Annotated in this window: 14 protein-coding genes; 13 read left to right on the top strand and 1 reads right to left on the bottom strand. The window is 56.7% G+C overall.

What is annotated here, in order from left to right; all coding sequences use genetic code 11:
* The 5 genes from ACTJKQ_RS18580 to ACTJKQ_RS18560 all read left to right on the top strand — a co-directional run.
* Positions 1 to 310, top strand: a 310-nt coding sequence (locus tag ACTJKQ_RS18580) for an electron transfer flavoprotein subunit alpha/FixB family protein (RefSeq protein WP_440597682.1), incomplete at its 5' end; no start/stop codon positions are given.
* 76 nt (positions 311 to 386) lie between these two features.
* Entirely contained in the window at positions 387 to 2,177 is a 1,791-nt protein-coding gene (locus ACTJKQ_RS18575) for an acyl-CoA dehydrogenase (protein WP_440597681.1), read from the top strand.
* Between the two features lie 134 nt (positions 2,178 to 2,311).
* Positions 2,312 to 3,265, top strand: a complete 954-nt coding sequence (locus tag ACTJKQ_RS18570; protein WP_108498970.1) for an NAD(P)H-dependent flavin oxidoreductase — start codon at positions 2,312 to 2,314, stop codon at positions 3,263 to 3,265.
* Between the two features lie 282 nt (positions 3,266 to 3,547).
* Positions 3,548 to 4,678, top strand: a complete 1,131-nt coding sequence (locus ACTJKQ_RS18565; protein WP_440597680.1) for an ABC transporter substrate-binding protein — start codon at positions 3,548 to 3,550, stop codon at positions 4,676 to 4,678.
* A gap of 240 nt (positions 4,679 to 4,918) precedes the next feature.
* Positions 4,919 to 6,037 carry an acyltransferase family protein gene (locus ACTJKQ_RS18560; protein WP_440597679.1) on the top strand — a complete coding sequence of 373 codons (1,119 nt, stop codon included), beginning with the start codon at positions 4,919 to 4,921 and terminating at the stop codon, positions 6,035 to 6,037.
* A 77-nt stretch (positions 6,038 to 6,114) separates the two neighbouring features.
* Here ACTJKQ_RS18560 and ACTJKQ_RS18555 read toward each other — a convergent pair whose 3' ends face one another.
* Positions 6,115 to 6,507: a hypothetical protein gene (locus ACTJKQ_RS18555; RefSeq protein ID WP_440597678.1), complete on the bottom strand. Its 393-nt coding sequence runs from the start codon at positions 6,505 to 6,507 to the stop codon at positions 6,115 to 6,117.
* Positions 6,508 to 6,908: 401 nt separating this feature from the next.
* Here ACTJKQ_RS18555 and pilV point away from each other — a divergent pair, with 401 nt between their 5' ends.
* The 8 genes from pilV (at position 6,909) to ACTJKQ_RS18515 (ending at position 18,033) form a co-directional block, all read left to right on the top strand.
* Positions 6,909 to 7,559 (top strand): type IV pilus modification protein PilV, encoded by a 651-nt coding sequence (pilV, locus tag ACTJKQ_RS18550; protein WP_082522507.1) that lies wholly within the window; start codon positions 6,909 to 6,911, stop codon positions 7,557 to 7,559.
* A 44-nt stretch (positions 7,560 to 7,603) separates the two neighbouring features.
* Positions 7,604 to 8,608: a PilW family protein gene (locus ACTJKQ_RS18545; RefSeq protein WP_255356918.1), complete on the top strand. Its 1,005-nt coding sequence runs from the start codon at positions 7,604 to 7,606 to the stop codon at positions 8,606 to 8,608.
* A 1-nt stretch (position 8,609) separates the two neighbouring features.
* On the top strand, positions 8,610 to 9,254 hold the full coding sequence (locus ACTJKQ_RS18540; RefSeq protein WP_082522486.1) for a pilus assembly PilX family protein: 645 nt from the start codon (positions 8,610 to 8,612) through the stop codon (positions 9,252 to 9,254).
* 14 nt (positions 9,255 to 9,268) lie between these two features.
* A complete protein-coding gene (locus ACTJKQ_RS18535; protein WP_440597677.1) occupies positions 9,269 to 13,699 on the top strand; it encodes a pilus assembly protein in 4,431 nt (1,476 codons plus the stop codon).
* Complete coding sequence (locus tag ACTJKQ_RS18530) at positions 13,696 to 14,211, top strand: type IV pilin protein (protein ID WP_056064943.1); 516 nt, start codon at positions 13,696 to 13,698, stop codon at positions 14,209 to 14,211. Before ACTJKQ_RS18535 ends, ACTJKQ_RS18530 begins: the two co-directional genes overlap by 4 nt.
* Positions 14,199 to 14,777 (top strand): GspH/FimT family pseudopilin, encoded by a 579-nt coding sequence (locus ACTJKQ_RS18525; protein WP_156379533.1) that lies wholly within the window; start codon positions 14,199 to 14,201, stop codon positions 14,775 to 14,777. The genes ACTJKQ_RS18530 and ACTJKQ_RS18525 overlap by 13 nt, the downstream gene beginning before the upstream one ends.
* Before the next feature lie 220 nt (positions 14,778 to 14,997).
* Positions 14,998 to 17,604 carry an ATP-dependent chaperone ClpB gene (clpB, locus tag ACTJKQ_RS18520; RefSeq protein ID WP_440597676.1) on the top strand — a complete coding sequence of 869 codons (2,607 nt, stop codon included), beginning with the start codon at positions 14,998 to 15,000 and terminating at the stop codon, positions 17,602 to 17,604.
* A gap of 75 nt (positions 17,605 to 17,679) precedes the next feature.
* A complete protein-coding gene (locus ACTJKQ_RS18515; protein ID WP_440597675.1) occupies positions 17,680 to 18,033 on the top strand; it encodes a hypothetical protein in 354 nt (117 codons plus the stop codon).
* Positions 18,034 to 18,134 lie beyond the last annotated feature (101 nt).

Raw genomic sequence — 18,134 nt, 5'->3', positions numbered from 1 at the left:
AAAGTTCGACGAAGTCATGACGCCCCTGGCCGACAAGCTGGGCGCCGCCCTGGGTGCCAGCCGCGCAGCGGTGGACGCGGGCTACGCACCGAACGACTGGCAAGTGGGCCAGACCGGCAAGATCGTGGCACCGCAGTTGTATGTGGCTGCCGGTATCTCGGGTGCTATCCAGCACTTGGCGGGCATGAAGGACTCCAAGGTGATCGTGGCGATCAACAAGGACCCTGAGGCGCCGATCTTCAGCGTGGCCGACTATGGGCTGGAAGCGGATCTGTTCACGGCTGTGCCTGAACTGGTCAAGGCCCTGTAAGAACGCCCCTGTGCACACAAAGGCATCGCTCGCGATGCCTTTTTTTTGACGAAATTTCGCTTTCCCGGAGACACCCATGAGCTACACCGCCCCCGTCAAGGACATGCTGTTCGCCATCGAGCACCTGGCCAACATTGAACAGATCGCGCAAATCCCTGGTTTTGAAGATGCCGGGCTGGACACGGCCGCCGCCGTGCTGGAAGAGTGTGCCAAGTTCAACGAAGGGGTGTTGTCGCCGCTCAACTGGGAAGGCGACAAGAACCCGTCGAGCTGGAAAGACGGCGTGGTCACCACCACCCCCGGCTTCAAGGAAGCCTTCCGCCAATATGGCAAAGGCGGCTGGCAAGGCCTGCAGCACCCCGCCGACTTTGGCGGCCAGGGCCTGCCCAAGACCATCGGCGCGGCCTGCATCGAGATGACCAACAGCGCCAACATGAGCTTTGCGCTGTGCCCGCTGCTGACCGACGGCGCCATCGAGGCGCTGCTGACAGCAGGCAGCGATGAACTCAAGGCCACCTACCTCGAAAAGCTGGTGACCGGCGAGTGGACTGGCACCATGAACCTAACCGAACCCCAGGCGGGCTCGGACCTGGCCCTGGTGCGTACGCGTGCAGAACCCCAGCCCGACGGCACCTACAAGATTTTCGGCACCAAGATCTTCATCACCTACGGTGAGCACGACATGGCCGAAAACATCATCCACCTGGTGCTGGCCCGCGTGCAGGGCGCGCCGGAGGGCGTCAAGGGCATCAGCCTGTTCGTGGTGCCCAAGTTCATGGTCAACAAGGATGGAAGCCTGGGCGCGCGGAATGACGCGCATTGCGTGAGCATCGAGCACAAGCTGGGCATCAAGGCATCGCCCACGGCCGTGCTGCAGTTTGGCGACCACGGCGGCGCGGTGGGCTACCTGGTGGGCCAGGAGAACCGGGGCCTGGAGTACATGTTCATCATGATGAATGCGGCCCGCTACGCCGTGGGCATGCAGGGCATCGCGATCTCCGAGCGCGCCTACCAAAAGGCTGTGCAGTACGCCAAAGACCGCGTGCAGAGCCGCCCCGTGGACGGCAGCATCAACGCCAGCGCCGCCATCATTCACCACCCTGACGTCAAGCGCATGCTCATGACCATGCGCGCTACCGTTGAGGGTTGCCGCGCCATGGCCACGGTGGCGGCTGCGGCGTTTGATGCCGCACACCACCACCCCGATGCCGACACGCGCAAGCAGAACCAGGCGTTCTATGAATTCATGGTGCCGCTGGTCAAGGGCTACAGCACCGAGACCAGCCTGGAAGTGACCAGCCTCGGTGTGCAGGTGCATGGTGGCATGGGCTTCATCGAAGAAACCGGCGCGGCCCAGTACTACCGCGACGCCAAGATCCTGACCATCTACGAAGGCACCACCGCCATCCAGGCCAACGACCTCGTCGGCCGCAAGACGGCACGCGATGGCGGGCAGGTGGCCAAGGGCATCGCCGCGCAGATCGAGAAGACCGAGGCCGACCTGCTGGCCAGTGGCACGCCCGCTGCGCTGGCCGTGGCCAAACGCCTGACGGCGGCGCGCAAGGCGCTGCTCGACGTGATCGACTTTGTAGCCGGTGGCACCAAGGCCCAACCCAACGCCGTGTTTGCGGGCAGCGTGCCCTACCTGATGCTGGCGGGCAATGTGGTGGCGGGCTGGCAGCTGGCACGCAGCCTGCTGGTGGCGCAAGACCTGTTGCACAAGGGACAGGACGAAGCCTTCATGCGCGCAAAAATCACCACGGCCCAGTTCTATGCCGACCACATCCTGGTGAAGGCCCCAGGCCTGCGCGACAGCATTGTGGAAGGCGCGGCCAGCGTGACCGAGCTGGCGCTGGAAGCCTTCTGAAGGACTGGCGTGCCGTGAGGAGACAGGCCACCTGCGGGGCAGGGGCCTTGATATAAAAATGATAGCTACGGACGCATGATTCACTAGCGCATCCGGCCTATTCCATCCCTATTCTTGTTCTGGAAGTTGTTGCCATGTCCAAACTGCCTCCCGTGTTGCAAAACCTGTCGCTGCCCGTCATCGGCTCGCCGCTGTTCATCATCAGCAACCCCAAGCTCGTGATCGAGCAGTGCAAGGCCGGTGTGGTGGGCTCCATGCCCGCGCTCAATGCCCGCCCTGCCGAACTGCTGGACGAGTGGCTGGCCGAGATCACCGAGACCTTGGCGGCCTACAACAAGGCGAACCCCGACAAGCCTGCTGCGCCGTTTGCCATCAACCAGATCGTGCACAAGAGCAACGATCGGCTGGAGCACGACATGCAGGTGTGCGCCAAGTACAAGGTGCCGATCATCATCACCAGCCTGGGTGCGCGCGAGGACGTGAACCAGGCCGTGCATGCCTGGGGCGGCGTGGTGCTGCACGACATCATCAACAACAAGTTCGCGCACAAGGCGATTGAGAAGGGCGCTGACGGCCTGATCGCCGTGGCGGCCGGTGCTGGTGGTCATGCTGGCACCAAGAGCCCGTTTGCGCTGATCCAGGAAATCCGCCAGTGGTTCGACGGCCCGCTGGCGCTCAGCGGCTCTATTGCCAGTGGCGGCGCAGTGCTGGCTGCACAGGCCATGGGGGCGGACTTTGGCTACATCGGTTCGGCCTTCATCGCCACCCATGAGGCCCGCGCCAGCGAGGCCTACAAACAAGCCATCGTGGACGGCAACTCGGACGACATCGTCTACAGCAACCTGTTCACGGGCGTGCATGGCAACTACCTGGCGCCCTCGATCCGCGCGGCCGGCATGGACCCGGACAACCTGCCCGAGTCCGACCCCAGCAAGATGAACTTTGGCGGCGACGCCAAGAAGGCCTGGAAGGACATTTGGGGCTGCGGCCAGGGCATCGGCTCCATCAACGCCGTGACCAGCACCGCCGAACTGGTCGCCAAGCTGCGCAGTGAATACGAGGCGGCCCGCGCCCGTCTCAAGCTCTGAATCTGCGCTCTGTGTGAGGGGCGGTGGCTTTGTGCCTCTGGGGGCGTTCGGCCGTCCTTCTTCCCTAACCCCGCCGTTTGTTTCGCCCGCCATGTGTATCCGCACATGGCGGGCGAATGTCTTTGTGGGATGTGTTCGAGCGGTGTCTTTGCGGTGACGCACCCGAGGGGAAACCCGCGTGAGGAGGAGAAGTCCCCTACCGATAATGGTGATGAAAAATAATCAATGAATGCTGGTGCCACGTTCGCCGGCCTTGTCACCATGTTGCGAGGGAGATGCCTGATGTTCCGTGCTTTTGTGTGCCTGCTGGCCGTGTGCGCCACCACCCTGGTTCATGCCCGCAATGAAGGCGTGACCGCCGATGAAATCCGGCTGGGTGCCTCGGTCGTGCTGTCGGGGCCGCTCGGGCCGCAGACGGCGCAGTACGGCGAGGGCTCGCGACTGCTGTTCGATGCGGTGAACGCGCAGGGCGGGGTACATGGCCGCATGATCCGGTACACCACGCTCGATGATGCTTTCGACCCGCAAAGGGCCGTGGAAAACACGCGCCAGCTGCTGGAGAACGACAAGGTGTTCATGATTTTCCATAGCACCGGTACGGCGCAGACGGCGGCCATCCTGCCGCTGATCAAGGAGCAGCGCACTGTGCTGTTTGGCCCCGTCACAGGCGCCTCGGTGTTTCGCGAGGCGTTCAATCCATATGTGTTCCATGTGCGTGCGGGTTATGCCAACGAGGCCAGCAAGATCGTGTCGCAGCTGCGCCAGCAAGGCATCACCCGTGTGGCGGTGTTCTTTCAGGACGACGGCCTGGGCAAGACACTGGCAGGTGAGCTCAAGAAAGCTTCGGACGAGGAGAAGCTGCCCTTTGTGGCCGAGATCAAGGTGGACCCCAAGCAGCCCGACTTTGCCGCCGCCGCACAGGCGACCGAAAAAGCCCAACCCCAGGCTGTGATCGTGGCGACCGGCGGCACCACTTTCACGAGCTACATCAAGGCGGTGCAGGCCACGGCGGCGCGTCCTGCCTACTACGGGTTCTCCGTGGCCAGCATGGACGTGATCCAGCGCGAACTCAGGGACAAGGCGCGGGGCATCATCCTGGCGCAGATCATGCCTTCGCTGCGCAACACCACTATCCCGGTGGTGGCCGAATATCTGAGCCTGCTGCGTGCCAAGTCGCCCGGCGCTCAGCCCTCGGCTTCGCAGTTTGAAGGTTTTGTCCACGCACGCTTGCTGGTGGAAGGGCTACGCCGCACGGGGCGCAACCTGACTACCGAGTCGTTCTCCAAAACGATGGAAGACGCGGGTGAAATTGCTTTTGGTCGTTTCAGCGTGAAGTATTCGCCGCGCAACCACAATGGGTCGACCTATGTGGAGCTGGCTATCGTGGACGCGGAAGGCAGTCTGCGTTACTGAGGGTCTCCACGCCTCGCGCGGTAGGGGGACTCTCGTTCATCGAGCCCGCTGCAGGTGATGGCAGACCAGCGGGAGACAGTGCAGCTGTGCAAAAAATCCTCTAACGGAGGACAATAGCGGGTTTTGTTGTTCCATCCTCGGTCCAGTTCGTCTTGCTGCTTTGCGTAGCAGGCGAATCAGCGCGGAGGGAATCCGGATATCCAGCGGCGCACTGCCCGCAGGGATTCAACACCTCGCCCTATGTCCTCGTCCACATCCCGCACACCCTTGATCGACATGATCAAGGGCATGGCTTGCGCCACCATCGTGTGGCACCACTTGGCCTTTTATGGCCCGATGTCCGACATCGCCCATCCCTTGGCTCCATCACTCATAGCGTGGCTATATGACTATGGGCGCATGGCGGTGCAGGTGTTTCTGGTGTTGGGTGGGTACCTGGCTGCTGCGAGCCTTGCGCCCCAGGGCTTTGCGCGTTTCGATCATGCGGGCACCGCCATTGCCAAACGCTTCGTGCGGCTGGTGGTGCCTTATGCAGTGGCGTTGATGCTGGCGGTGGTGGTCGCCGCCCTCGTGCGACCTTGGATGGAGCACCACTCCGTGCCCGACCAACCCACCTTGTCCCAACTGTTGGCGAACGCCTTGCTGCTGCAGGATATCGTGGGTGAAGGCGCTTTGTCGGCTGGCGTGTGGTACGTGGCCATCGACTTTCAACTCTTTGCGCTGACCGTGCTGATGCTGGCCGGTGTACGTGCGCTGCCTGTGCGCTGGGTACAGCACCATGCAGCGGCCTTGTCGCAGGGGCTGGTGCTGTTGGTGACTGCTGCCTCGCTATGGGTTTTCAACCGCATCGCGGGTTTGGACATGTGGGCGCTGTACTTTTTTGGTGCCTACGGCCTGGGCATGTTGGCCTACTGGGCGGTGCGGGCGCCGCAGGCGCAGGCATGGGTCTGCCTCATGGTGCTGCTGGTGGGGGCAGCGCTGGCGGTGGATTTCCGGGCACGCATTGCCGTGGCTGCGGTCACGGCCTTGTGCCTGGTGGTGGCCATGCGCTCTGCGCGCATGCGCAGCTTTTCCGGTGTGTCGCCGCTCGTAAAGCTCGGCCAGATGTCGTACTCGGTGTTTCTGGTGCACTTTGCCGTGTGCTTGCTTGTGAACGCGGTGGTCAGCCACCTCTGGCCTGCATCACCAGCGCTGAACGCCGTGGGCATGCTCCTGGCGTTTGGGCTGTCGCTGGCAGCTGGGCGTCTGTTGTATCTGCGAGTGGAGCGTCATGTGCCATCGTGGTCAACGGCCTTGCGCTGGCAGCTGGGGCTGGTGGGGGCGGGTATGCTGGTGGTCATTACCAGCAACTGGGCATAGCCCCTAGGCTGAGACCGCAGGGGCAGGCCGACTGGGCTGTTTTTTGAGCGCGCTATATCCTTCAGCCCAGTGCAGTGCTATCGCAAAAGCTTGCGTTCCCGCCGTTTGCGTTGCTTGTCCAGAAACCACGCCATGAAGGGCAGCAGCAGCATCGAGCCGGGGATCACCCAAATAAAAAGATAAGGGCTGACCGAAGAGGCAGACCGCATCACATCCCGCAGGTGGGCACGTTCCTCGGCACTCCAGGTGCCCTGGCGGCGCTGCTGCACCAGCCAGACCACCGAGCCTTTCATGGTGGCCATCTCGCGGCGCAAGCGGCTCTTTTCTCTGCTGTTGCCCGCGAGAAAAGAACAAAACCATTCCGGCGCCCGCTCCATGCGACGCTGGAATGCCAGGGTTGAATCCGGGTCGAATGCGTCGGAACTTTGCTGGCTTTGGGGGCGTTGCGAAGAAGTCATGTTATGCAGCATTGTCTCTGGGGATGCAGGTAACAACAAATGGACATTGCTGAAACATACTTCAACTGCGCAAATGGACCTTTGCTGACGGTTTGGTTGTAAACATGCTCGAGGGGTCCGTAGACGGCCTCAAGTCATGATCGCTTGCGTGAAGCAAAAACCGAATGCGCTGGCATCGCCACAAACATTAGTCAACCAGTGGTTAGCGCGGCCCTGAGCGCATGGAGTTCAGACAGGGGCACTGGGCTCCCGCCCGCGTACTTGTCTTTGATGGAACTTGTCAGCGCAGTGTGAGGACGCAACTGCATGCTCGAGGCTGTTGAACTTCTCTTTGGCGCTCGACGGTCAATCCGAGCGCACAAGCGGTTCGGCTGCGCCTACCCTAAATACCAGTCGCTTCGTAAGATATGTGCATGAAATCTCGATCTTCATGTGGCGCAATCCGCTACCAACCATCCACTCAAAATGTGGATATTCACCGAAACGAAGGCGGCTTCACTTTGGTGGAGATCTTGGTAGCCATCGTAATTTTGGCCTTCGGCATGTTGGGGACCGTGGGCATGCAAGCATTTGCACTTCAGGCTAATCGTGATGCCCGTCTTCAAGCTCAGGCAGTGGTTTATGCCCGCGAGTTAGCTGAAATGATGCGTGGCAACAAAGAAATTGCCGTAAAAACCACTGCGGCTGCTAATCCCTACTTGGTGACGTCAATGACTATTTCATCGCCTAGCTATTGCATGGCTGTCGGTAATGCATCTACCGGTTGCACATCCACGCTGGATGTTGCCACTGCAGAAATGACGGATTGGCTGGCTCGCGTAGCGGCTGATCTGCCCGACGCTCGCGTCACTGTGTGTTTTGACGGCACTCCATACGACTCCAGTGGCCTTCCTCAATGGACCTGCAACGCAACGGGGGCTGATGAAATCGTGTTCATCAAAATCGGTTGGACGCGGACTGTGACGGACAAAAGCCAAACCGGCAGCGCAGCACTCGAAAGGGCAAGCGACAGCGCGAGCCGACCCTACGTAGTGGTTCCTGTGACCAGTGGGAACGTGACATGATTAAGCGCTCAACTTTCCGTGATGGATTTGGGAGGCGCCACCGAGTGACTAGCCTCCAAAAAGGGGTCACTCTCATTGAGCTGATGGTGGCTATGGCTCTAGGCTTGTTGATTGCTCTTGCGGCCGCTGCTTCTTTGTTGATTTCTCGCCAAGGGTTTACTGCAGTTGATGCAGCCTCGCAGTTGCGTGATAACGGGCGGTATTTGCAAAGCCTTACGCAGCGCCTCGGCGTGCAGGCTGGTTATAGAGATATCAGGTTTGCAACCGATACAACTGCCAAAACAAATCAATCGTACGGAGCGGGCACTCCCCCGCCAAACGTTTTTGGATTGAATAATGCCTCCCGTACATCTACTGCGACTTGGGATTCAGGTACTACACGCACATCCGGACAGGTTGGCTATGGAAGTGATATTCTGGTACTGAGGCATCAAACTAGCTCGTCAACTCCGGATGCTACAGCCTCAGACAGTACCATGATTGACTGCGCGGGTGTTGCATCTACGGCGATCCCTACAGGACTGGATGATAAACTGGTCAGTATTCTCCATGTGGGCGTCGGATTAGACGGCGAGCCTTCTCTTTTGTGCTCGCGATCGGATACTGGTGCAGCGCCTTATGACGTGCAGCCTATTATTTCTGGGGTCGAGAATTTTCAGGTTCTTTATGGTGTCGATGGTATTGCGCCAGGGAACACAACTGTACCTATTCCATCCACTTCAGCTGACTCGATTCCCGAGCGATATTTACGGGCAGATCAGCTTACGGTCGCTGGCAATGATGCTGCTACATATGCTAATTGGCAGCGTGTCAGAAGTATAAGAATTGGCGTCGTACTGCGTGGACCACCTGGCTCTGCTATCGATAGCAGCAGCCAAACTTTTTATCCCCTGGGAATTTCTAAAGGATCTGCGAGTGGCACCAAAGGATCCGGTTTTGCCAACAACACGACAGACCCAGGTACTGTTTACACGCCTACAACGGATAATCGTTTGAGGCAAGTCGTTACGTTTACGGTACATCTGCGCAATTTTCAGGGCGAGTACTGATATGAAAAAAGCATATTCGCAGAAAATAAATCAAATATCAATGAATCAGCACGGGCTCTCGCTGATCGTTGTGATGCTAATTCTTATCGTGGTTTCGGTGCTTGGTGTGGGGGGCATACAGATATCCATGATGGGCGAGCGTGGGACTCGAAATGAAAGAGATATGCAGATCGCTTGGCAGGGGGCTGAAGCAGGCTTGATAGATGCAGAGTTTGATATTGAAGGCCTCCCTGCAGCCTCTCCAAACAAGCGCAATACTATATTCAAGCGAGGTGATGTAGATCTCGCTAAGTTCATAGACAACTGTGGCGACTCGGGACAAAGTGTTGGTCTATGTGCGCTGAAAGAAGCTGGTAAACCTGCATGGTTGACTGTTGATTTCACGGATTCGAGCACTGGTGCGAAGTCGGTACAGTTGGGCACATACACAGGACGGGATTTTCCGTCGGGAGTCAAGGGTATACAGCCAGCAAAGCCACCTCGCTATGTCATAGAACCCATTCTTGACCGATACGGCGTGAAATCTTATAGAACCACCGATCCCACGGCAGGGTCTGGTCCCTCCTATATCTATAGAGTCACATCGATGGGGTTTGGTCCTAATGGAGAGACGCAAGGTGTGGTTCAGATGATTTATAGAAATTGAGTGGTGAAACGAATATGTCAAAATTGTCTGAAAATCTGGTGATTGTCGGCGCAAACATGCGTCGGAAATTTCAAGATGTATTGCCCGGCACGCGAGCCGCATATCTTGCGTGGGGGTTGGCGCCACTTGTTATCGCTGTTTCTTTTGTCGCAATTGGAAGCGGAACTCCCCCTGCGATTCCGGCTGTGGCGCTTGCCACAGAGCCTTTGTATGCGGCTGTCGTCGTCGATAAGCCAGCTTTGGCGCTTGCGTTGTCTGTCGAATTTCCAACTGTTGGAGCCCAATACACTCCTGGTGGCAGTACGGATAATACCTACAACTCTGCAAAGGAGTATCTGGGTTATTATGATGCTGAAAGTTGCTATTCTTATAATGATGCCCCTTTAGAGACGCCTACTGGTACACAAACTGTTGCCGACTACAAGCGCTTTGACCGTATCGGCGCGGCTGCGGCTCGTAAATGTTCGAATGCATTCAGTGGTAATTTTTTGAATTGGGCGTCGAGTTCAGCGATTGACATGCTTCGCCTCGCTCTGTCCGGCGGGGATCGGTATATCGATACGGCATCTCTGACAATTTTGCAGCGTGCCGTTATTCCTAATGGTGATCCCACTTGTATGTGGAACAGCACCAACTTTCCAGCGAAGCAATTGTCAAAAGATGGTGGTGGCGCTGGGACTTACTGGGGGGCCGTTCCCACTGCCATGATCACTGCCGCTAACGGCAGTGACATCTACGTTGCCAACACTCTGAATCGTATTTATTTTGGAACTTCCCAAACGGGAGGTTGTGGCAACACTTCAGCATATACATTGGGTGCAAGTACCAGTTCCACGGCCATTGGTCCGATTACAAACAGCACGTCCAATCGGCCCAGCAGCTCCACACTATGTGCTGCTGAAAATGCAACATGCAGTTTCACAGGCGTGAAAGAGGTCTGGTATGGTGCAAAATCTGGTGGAACCAATAAGTGGAAAGTAGCGCCCGCATACAATGGTGTTTCATGCACCAATGCGGTTTTTGGAGATCCTTGGTCGGGTCAATCCAAGAGTTGCTATATTGCTGACTACTCCGGGTCTTGGACACCGCCAACATCCACAGCAGCGCTAAATTCTGATGGATTTTTCTATGCTCGGGTACAAGTATGTAATGCTGTATCTGGCACTTTGCAGGATTCTCGTAACTATAATTTTTGCAAGCAATACCCAAGCGGTAACTACAAGCCTACCGGTGTAATTCAAAAATACAGTGATCAAATGCGGCTCGCAGCATTTGGTTATTTGCTGGATCAAACAGCCAGTTATAACTCTGGTGGGCGCTATGGTGGAGTTCTTCGCGCACCCATGAAATATGTCGGGACGAAGACTTATAGTATTACTGGGCAGGATAATACTCCGTCGGGTGGAAATCCAAAAGCTGAGTGGAATGCGAATACGGGGGTTTTTTACGATAATCCGGACTCTAATTCTTCGCCCGCCATCAGCGGGGTTATCAATTATTTGAATAAATTCGGTCGCACTGGGCCTACACCCGGGGTATACAAGAAATATGACCCCGTTGGTGAGTTGCACTACGAGACACTTCGTTATTTGCAAGGCCTGCAGCCGAGCGCCGACTCTATCAGCGGCACCATTACGGCAACGATGGCAGATGGCTTCCCCTACTTTACATCCTGGACTGACCCATACGGAGATGGTCGTAGCAATGCTAGCGACTACTCTTGCGTAAAGAGTAATATTGTGGTTGTGGGTGATATAAACACCCACGATGGCAATCGTCTTCCTACTGCCAGTGCTGCCAATAATATTCCTGACATAAATTATTGGCGGGGTATTGTTCAGAAGTTCGAAAAAAATACCACTGGTACCTATTTGGATGGGCAGGGGAATACGCAGTCTATCTCAAATCCAAATACGGCAAATAACAGTGTGCCTACTGGGACTGATCGTAGTCAAATTATGGGCTCGGCGTATTGGGCAAGGACGCATGACATCCGAGGTGCAGGGTGGACAGCTGATTCAGCTAAACAGCGTCCTGGGCTACGTGTCAAAACTTTCGTGTTTGACGTGAATGAATATGGTGCTCAGAACGACGACAATACCCGCCGCACAGCCAATCAATTCTTTATGGCTGCTAAATATGGTGGATTTGAAACAGATCCTACCAATCCCGGTCAAAAACCATACAATGTCAAAGGTAATCCATTCAAAGATCAAAACAATGTAAATAATAATAATGTCTGGCAGAAAGCCAACGAGGCGGGTGAGGCTAATACTTATTATGTTTATAACACGTCGAAAACTTCTCCGGCTCGGGAAGTGCTCACCGCTTTCGATGAGATCTTCAGTAGAGCTTCTACAAGTGCCCGAAGCGTTGCGGGCGGGGGGTTGAGTACTGGAAGCAAGGTTACTAGTAACTCTGTTTCTTACTCTGCGAAATTCGATACTAGTAACTGGAGCGGCGATGTGGTTGCCGAGCCTGTTACGCAGGACGCCAGCAATAATCTTGTTGTCGGCACTCAGCTTTGGAGTGCCGCTCAGCGGTTGGATAATATGATTTCGCCGGCCACCAATCGCAAGATCTTCGTGGGCCGTGTGGGGGCTACATCCACCACCACTGCCACCGCATTTACTTGGACAGCTATTGATACGGCGCTGCAAGATCAGTTGAATAAGTCAAGCCCTGCTGCTGCTTCAGATGGTCTTGGGGCTGACAGGCTTGCCTATCTCCGTGGTGACAGAACCAAAGAAGGGGCTCCCTTCAGAGTCCGTAGCTCTTTGTTAGGGGATATCGTAAATTCCAATATTTCATATTCTGGTGCGCCGTCAAAGGCGTTCACCGGAACCGGGTACACCGCATTCCGGGCCGCCTACGATTCGCGTACGCCAGCCGTTTTTGCAGGGGCAAACGACGGGATGCTGCATGCATTTAACGCCACGACAGGCGATGAGTTGTTCTCTTACATTCCCAGTTGGCTTGGACGTAATTTATCAGCCTTAACTGATCCTTCTTTTGCTAATAATCACCAAAACTATGTTGATGCCCCATCGGTAGTTTCAGAAGCTCAAGTCGCGAATACAGGGGCAAGTACTGATTGGAAGACGGTTCTCGTATCTGGTACTGGAGGAGGGGGCTCCGGAGTTTTCGCATTGGACGTATCCAATCCTTCCAATTTTAGTGCATCCAGTGTAATGTGGGAGTTCACTCGCGCCGACGATGAAGATATGGGTCAGGTTGTAGGCGAGCCAAAGATACTAAAAATAAAGACCAGTGGCACTAGCTCAACAGTTACATATCGCTGGTTTGCTGTAGTTGGTAGCGGGGTGAATAACTATGTTCCTGATGCGGATGGTAGATTTAGCGCTACTGGCAAGCCTGCACTCTTTCTGCTTGCGCTAGATAAGCCTTCTGGCGCAGCGTGGTCATTGGGTAATAACTACTACAAGGTTTCCGTCCCCACGGATTCCAGTTTGATTTCAAGCAATGCCACTGGACTAGCCAACTTTAGCGCTCTATATGGTACCCAAGGCGAGATGACCGATATCTACATGGGTGACCTTCATGGCGCTCTTTGGAGACTCAAATTTGCAGGCAAGGCGCCTTCAGATTGGAATATGGATAAATTGTCGTTCTTTGATAAGGGGAGCGCCGGTAGCCCTGTTCCTTATCCGTTGTACATCGCCCGTACCGGAGACGCGAGTCCTAAGGTGCAGCCTATTTTTGCAGCTCCAACTCCTTTTGCCGGTCCAATTGTCGGTGGGCTGGAGTCTTTTTATGTGGTTTTCGGAACTGGTAAATATTTGGAGTCAGGTGATAATATTTCCACAACAACCCAGTCTTTATATGCTGTCTATGACAATGGCACTACTACTGCCGATGATTCACCGGCAGGGGCGAGTGTTATTACCGGCCGAGGGCGCCTGCAAGCAGGTACAGTAAACACGACCACCAAGGCCATTGCGGTAAGCGCCTTCAAGTGGGGGCGCCCGGCGACCAATGCCGATACAACTAGCCGAGCTGGTTGGTATTTTGATTTGCCAGTGTCTGGAGAAAGAATCGATCAAGCTGCACTTGATCTAGGAACATTGTCGGCTGCTGTCAACTCTAAGATCCCCGGCTCTACTACTTCGGGGGCGGGTTCTTGCTCTAACACTCTGGGTAGTGGCAACCAATATTTCTTGAGTATCAACAGTGGGTCGGGGTCCTATGTTCCCTCTAGCCTCGGTTTACTTGGCCCCCCAGTGCTTCTATCGAGCGATTCAGAGACGGTGGTTACTCCTTCCGATAGCACCGGGCGGCGCGTTCGCACGACAACATTGCGTCGCTTTACTCAAGCGCAGAGCGGCATTGATACGAGCGCGCCTCCAGTTACGACAAAAGAAACTATTGGACGCTTAAATTGGCGGCAAATTTTTAATTATCAAGATATGAAGAATGCGCCATGAATAGAGTAAAAAAATATTCCGCAGGGTTCACGTTAATTGAACTCATGATTGTTGTAGCAATCATTGGCATACTAGCTGCTGTTGCTTATCCTGCTTACACTGACTCTGTCCTCAAGGGCCGTAGAGCACAGGGCAGGACTGCCGTGGCGCAGTTAATTCAGCAACAAGAGCGCTACGCCACTCAGCAGAATTGCTACCTCGGGTTCACCACGAATTCTTCGACGGGCGCCGCGACTGCCACCTCCCCCGGCTCAGCTTGTGGGGGAGTTACCGCAACGTCTGTGCCGTTTAAGACCTTTTCGGGTGATACGTTGGCAAATTCTCATTACATATTAAGTTCAGATACTTGTCCTGCCGGTTCTAGTACCCTTTCCATTGGCGATTGCGTTAGAGTGATAGCGACACCAGTGAAGGCCGATCCCCAGGTGGGGGCGTTGCAGATGACGACTACCGGTACGAAATCGTGCACGGGTACGGCTGCAGCAACGGACCCGAAACTATGTTGGCCATGATTATGAAAAATCGTAATGCTGGTTTTACCCTTATTGAACTTATTGTCACAATAGCTATCGCAGCAGTTTTGGCAGCGCTTGCTGTGCCTAGTTTTGTTCAATATCAGCGTAATTCAGAGCTTACCTCGCTAACCAATTCGTTATTGGCCGCGGTGAATGCCGCGAAAGGTGAGGCCATGAAGACAGGTAGGAATGCGTTTGTTGTTCCCAAGGGAACTGGCTGGAATAGTGGTTGGATCGTTTACGTGGATACGAATCGTGATAATGCTTACACTGAGGGGACTGACATAGCCGTTCAAACTCAAGACGCGCTCAAGAGTTATTTCAGCATCACCGGTAACAATATTGCCGCAGGTTCGACTCCTTATATTAAATTTGATAACTCGGGCTATTCCGTGGACAACAGCGCTGCCCCTGTGGCACTTAGTTTGACCATCGCTAGGACGGACGCACCTAGTACCAGTGCGCTGGAGGAAACCCGGCGTGTGGTAGTGGCCCGTACGGGCCGGGTGAGGGCGTGCAAACCGAGTGCCGATACAAGCTGCACCAGTTCAGCGACGCAATAAACAATCCGAGGAGCACCGCACGTATTTAGGCTATCGCGTTCCCTGAAATTTTGGGCGATACGTTCAATGTTGAGTGTTTTTAAATTGTTTGAGCGGTCCGCCTTGAGCTGCAGCTTCAACCGCAACTCGCAGCTGATGCAGGTCAATATCCAAACGAAAAACTGTCTTGAAATCAGGCACCCCCTGCCTCAAGTTCAGTCCAACTCGGAGGACATAGACCATGCGTCTCGACAAATTCACCACCAAATTCCAGGAAGCCCTGAGCGATGCACAGAGCATTGCACTAGGCAATGATCACGCCTACATCGAGCCGGTACATGTGCTGCAGGCCATGCTGCAACAGGACGATGGCCCGAAGGCGCTGCTGCAGCGTGCGGGCGCCAACGTACCCGGCCTGTTGGCGGGGGCCGAGGCGGCGGTTAAGCGCCTGCCTCAGGTGCAGGGCAACGACCAGGTACAAGGCGGCCCTGAGCTAGGGCGTGTGCTCCAGGCCACCGAGAAAGAGGCCATCAAGCGGGGTGACCAGTTCATCGCCAGCGAGCTGTTTTTGCTCGCCGTGATCGACAGCAAGGGAGACGCAGCAAAAATCGCCAAGGACAACGGCCTCACGCGCAAGAGCCTGGAGGCTGCCATCGACGCCGTGCGCGGCGGGCAGAAGATGGACAGCGCAGAGGCCGAAGGCCAGCGCGGTGCTTTGGCCAAGTACTGCCTGGATCTCACCGAGCGCGCTCGCCTTGGCAAGCTGGACCCCGTGATTGGCCGCGACGACGAAATCCGCCGTGCCATCCAGGTGCTGCAGCGCCGCACCAAGAACAACCCCGTGCTGATCGGCGAACCCGGCGTGGGCAAGACCGCCATCGTAGAAGGCCTGGCCCAGCGCATTGTGGCGGGCGAAGTACCCGAGAGCCTCAAGGGCAAGCGCGTGCTCAGCCTCGACATGGCCGCGCTGCTTGCGGGTGCCAAGTTCCGGGGGGAGTTTGAAGAGCGCCTGAAAAGCGTGCTCAACGAACTGGCCAAGGACGAAGGTCAGACCATCGTCTTTATCGACGAGCTGCATACCATGGTGGGTGCGGGCAAGGGCGAGGGCGCGATGGACGCGGGCAACATGCTCAAGCCCGCGCTGGCGCGTGGCGAGCTGCACTGCGTGGGGGCCACCACACTCGACGAATACCGCAAGTACATCGAAAAGGATGCTGCACTGGAGCGGCGCTTCCAGAAGATCCTGGTCGGCGAGCCCACCGTGGAGGCGACCATCGCTATCCTCCGCGGCCTGCAGGAAAAATATGAGGTCCACCACGGCGTGGACATTACCGACCCGGCGATCGTCGCTGCGGCCGAGCTGAGCAATCGCTACATCACGGATCGCTTCCTGCCGGACAAGGCGATCGACTTGATCGATGAGGCCGCGTCCAAGATCAAGATCGAGATGGACTCCAAGCCTGAGGTTATGGATAAGCTTGACCGCCGCCTGATTCAGCTGCAGATCGAGCGCGAAGCGGTGCGCCGCGAGAAGGACGAGTCCTCGCAAAAGCGCTTTGCGCTCATCGAGGAAGAGATCACCAAGCTGCAAAAGGAAATCGCCGACTACGACGAGATCTGGCAGTCTGAAAAGGCCCAGGCGCAAGGTAGCGCTCATGTGCGCGAGGCCATCGACAAGCTCAAGTTCCAGATCGAGGAATTCACTCGCAAAGGCGACTTCAACAAGGTGGCCGAGCTGCAATACGGCAAGCTGCCTGAGCTGGAAAAGCAGTTGAAGGAAGCCCAAGCGCAAGAGGCTGGCAAGGACGGCGCGCCCGCCACGCGCCGCCTGCTGCGCACGCAGGTGGGCGCCGAGGAAATCGCTGAAGTGGTGAGTCGCGCTACGGGCATTCCCGTGGCCAAGATGATGCAGGGCGAAAAAGACAAGCTCCTGCATATGGAGTCCAAGTTGCACGAGCGTGTGGTGGGCCAGCAAGAGGCGATTGCCGCAGTGGCCAATGCGATTCGCCGTTCGCGCTCGGGGCTGAGTGACCCCAATCGGCCCACTGGATCGTTCCTGTTCCTCGGCCCCACGGGCGTGGGCAAGACCGAGCTGTGCAAGGCGCTCGCGGGTTTCCTGTTTGACAGCGAAGACCACTTGATCCGCGTCGACATGAGCGAGTTCATGGAGAAACACTCGGTGGCCCGTCTGATCGGTGCGCCGCCCGGCTACGTGGGCTATGAGGAGGGCGGCTACCTGACCGAGGCCGTGCGCCGCAAGCCCTACAGCGTGCTGCTGCTCGACGAGGTGGAGAAGGCCCACCCGGACGTCTTCAACGTGTTGCTGCAGGTGCTGGACGACGGCCGCCTGACCGACGGCCAGGGCCGCACCGTGGACTTCAAGAACACGGTGATCGTGATGACGAGCAACATCGGCTCGCATCTGATCCAGGCCATGGTGGGGCAGGATTCGGAAGACATCAAGGAAGCCGTCTGGGGTGAACTCAAAAACCACTTCCGGCCTGAGTTCCTGAATCGCATCGATGAGACCGTGGTGTTCCATGCGCTGGATGCCCAGCACATTGCCTCGATTGCCAAGATCCAGTTGCAGCTGTTGCAATCCCGGTTGGCGAAGATGGATTTGGAGTTGCAGGTGTCCGACGCTGCCTTGGCAGAATTGGCCAAGGTGGGGTTCGATCCGGTGTTTGGCGCACGGCCGCTCAAGCGGGCGATTCAGCAGCGCATAGAGAATCCGCTGTCCAAGCTGTTGCTGGAAGGGCGATTCCCACCCAAGAGTGTGATTCCGGTCACCGTCAACCCTGTCCTGGAGCCTGGTGTGTTCCAGTTCGGAGTCGCCCCGCAAGAGTGATGTGGGCTCGGGAAGCGGTTGCGGTGTGATTCAGCACCGCAATCTGCATCCCAAGTTGTGAAGGAGAGGTGTCGTTTGAATGATTTTGTTGCGGGTGTCATGAGCCTTCTGTTGCGTCTGGTCGTCATGGCCATGGGGTTGGTCCTGTTTGCCAGCCTTTTGGTCGCGGCCATGTTGCTTGCGCTGGTGTGGGTGCTGCGTGCAGGCTGGGCGCGCCTGACAGGACGACCGGTGACGCCGTGGGTGATGGGTGTGGACCCACGCACAGGCTTCAGCACGGTCTTTCGGTCTACGCAGCGGTGGTCTGCTGGCCGCCGAGGCAATGGTGCGCCTGAAGGCGCCAGTGAAGACGCCGCCGCATCGCGCCGTGGCGGCATCCTGCCGGGGGCGGCACAGGTCACTGACGTAGAAGCACGCGAAGTGCGTTGATGTGGCAGTGGCGGCCGCTGCACTTTGGCTGCCACCAACCTCATCTCATGAGAGCCCCGTGGCACGAGCGTAAGCCAACGGGCATCAACCCTAGGGCGTCT

Source organism: Acidovorax sp. 22279, from assembly GCF_052045435.1.
Taxonomy (GTDB): domain Bacteria; phylum Pseudomonadota; class Gammaproteobacteria; order Burkholderiales; family Burkholderiaceae_C; genus Acidovorax; species Acidovorax delafieldii.
The sequence above is the reverse complement of the archived record's forward strand: the minus strand, read 5'-3'. Positions and strand labels throughout refer to the sequence as shown.

Coding starts and splice junctions, on each gene's coding strand:
- ACTJKQ_RS18525 (WP_156379533.1), top strand. CDS start 14,199: ATGTTGGCCATGATTATGAAAAATCGTAATGCTGGTTTTACCCTTATT.
- ACTJKQ_RS18565 (WP_440597680.1), top strand. CDS start 3,548: ATGTTCCGTGCTTTTGTGTGCCTGCTGGCCGTGTGCGCCACCACCCTG.
- ACTJKQ_RS18535 (WP_440597677.1), top strand. CDS start 9,269: ATGTCAAAATTGTCTGAAAATCTGGTGATTGTCGGCGCAAACATGCGT.
- pilV (WP_082522507.1), top strand. CDS start 6,909: ATGAAATCTCGATCTTCATGTGGCGCAATCCGCTACCAACCATCCACT.
- ACTJKQ_RS18575 (WP_440597681.1), top strand. CDS start 387: ATGAGCTACACCGCCCCCGTCAAGGACATGCTGTTCGCCATCGAGCAC.
- ACTJKQ_RS18570 (WP_108498970.1), top strand. CDS start 2,312: ATGTCCAAACTGCCTCCCGTGTTGCAAAACCTGTCGCTGCCCGTCATC.
- ACTJKQ_RS18540 (WP_082522486.1), top strand. CDS start 8,610: ATGAAAAAAGCATATTCGCAGAAAATAAATCAAATATCAATGAATCAG.
- ACTJKQ_RS18555 (WP_440597678.1), bottom strand. CDS start 6,507: ATGCTGCATAACATGACTTCTTCGCAACGCCCCCAAAGCCAGCAAAGT.
- ACTJKQ_RS18530 (WP_056064943.1), top strand. CDS start 13,696: ATGAATAGAGTAAAAAAATATTCCGCAGGGTTCACGTTAATTGAACTC.
- ACTJKQ_RS18560 (WP_440597679.1), top strand. CDS start 4,919: ATGTCCTCGTCCACATCCCGCACACCCTTGATCGACATGATCAAGGGC.
- clpB (WP_440597676.1), top strand. CDS start 14,998: ATGCGTCTCGACAAATTCACCACCAAATTCCAGGAAGCCCTGAGCGAT.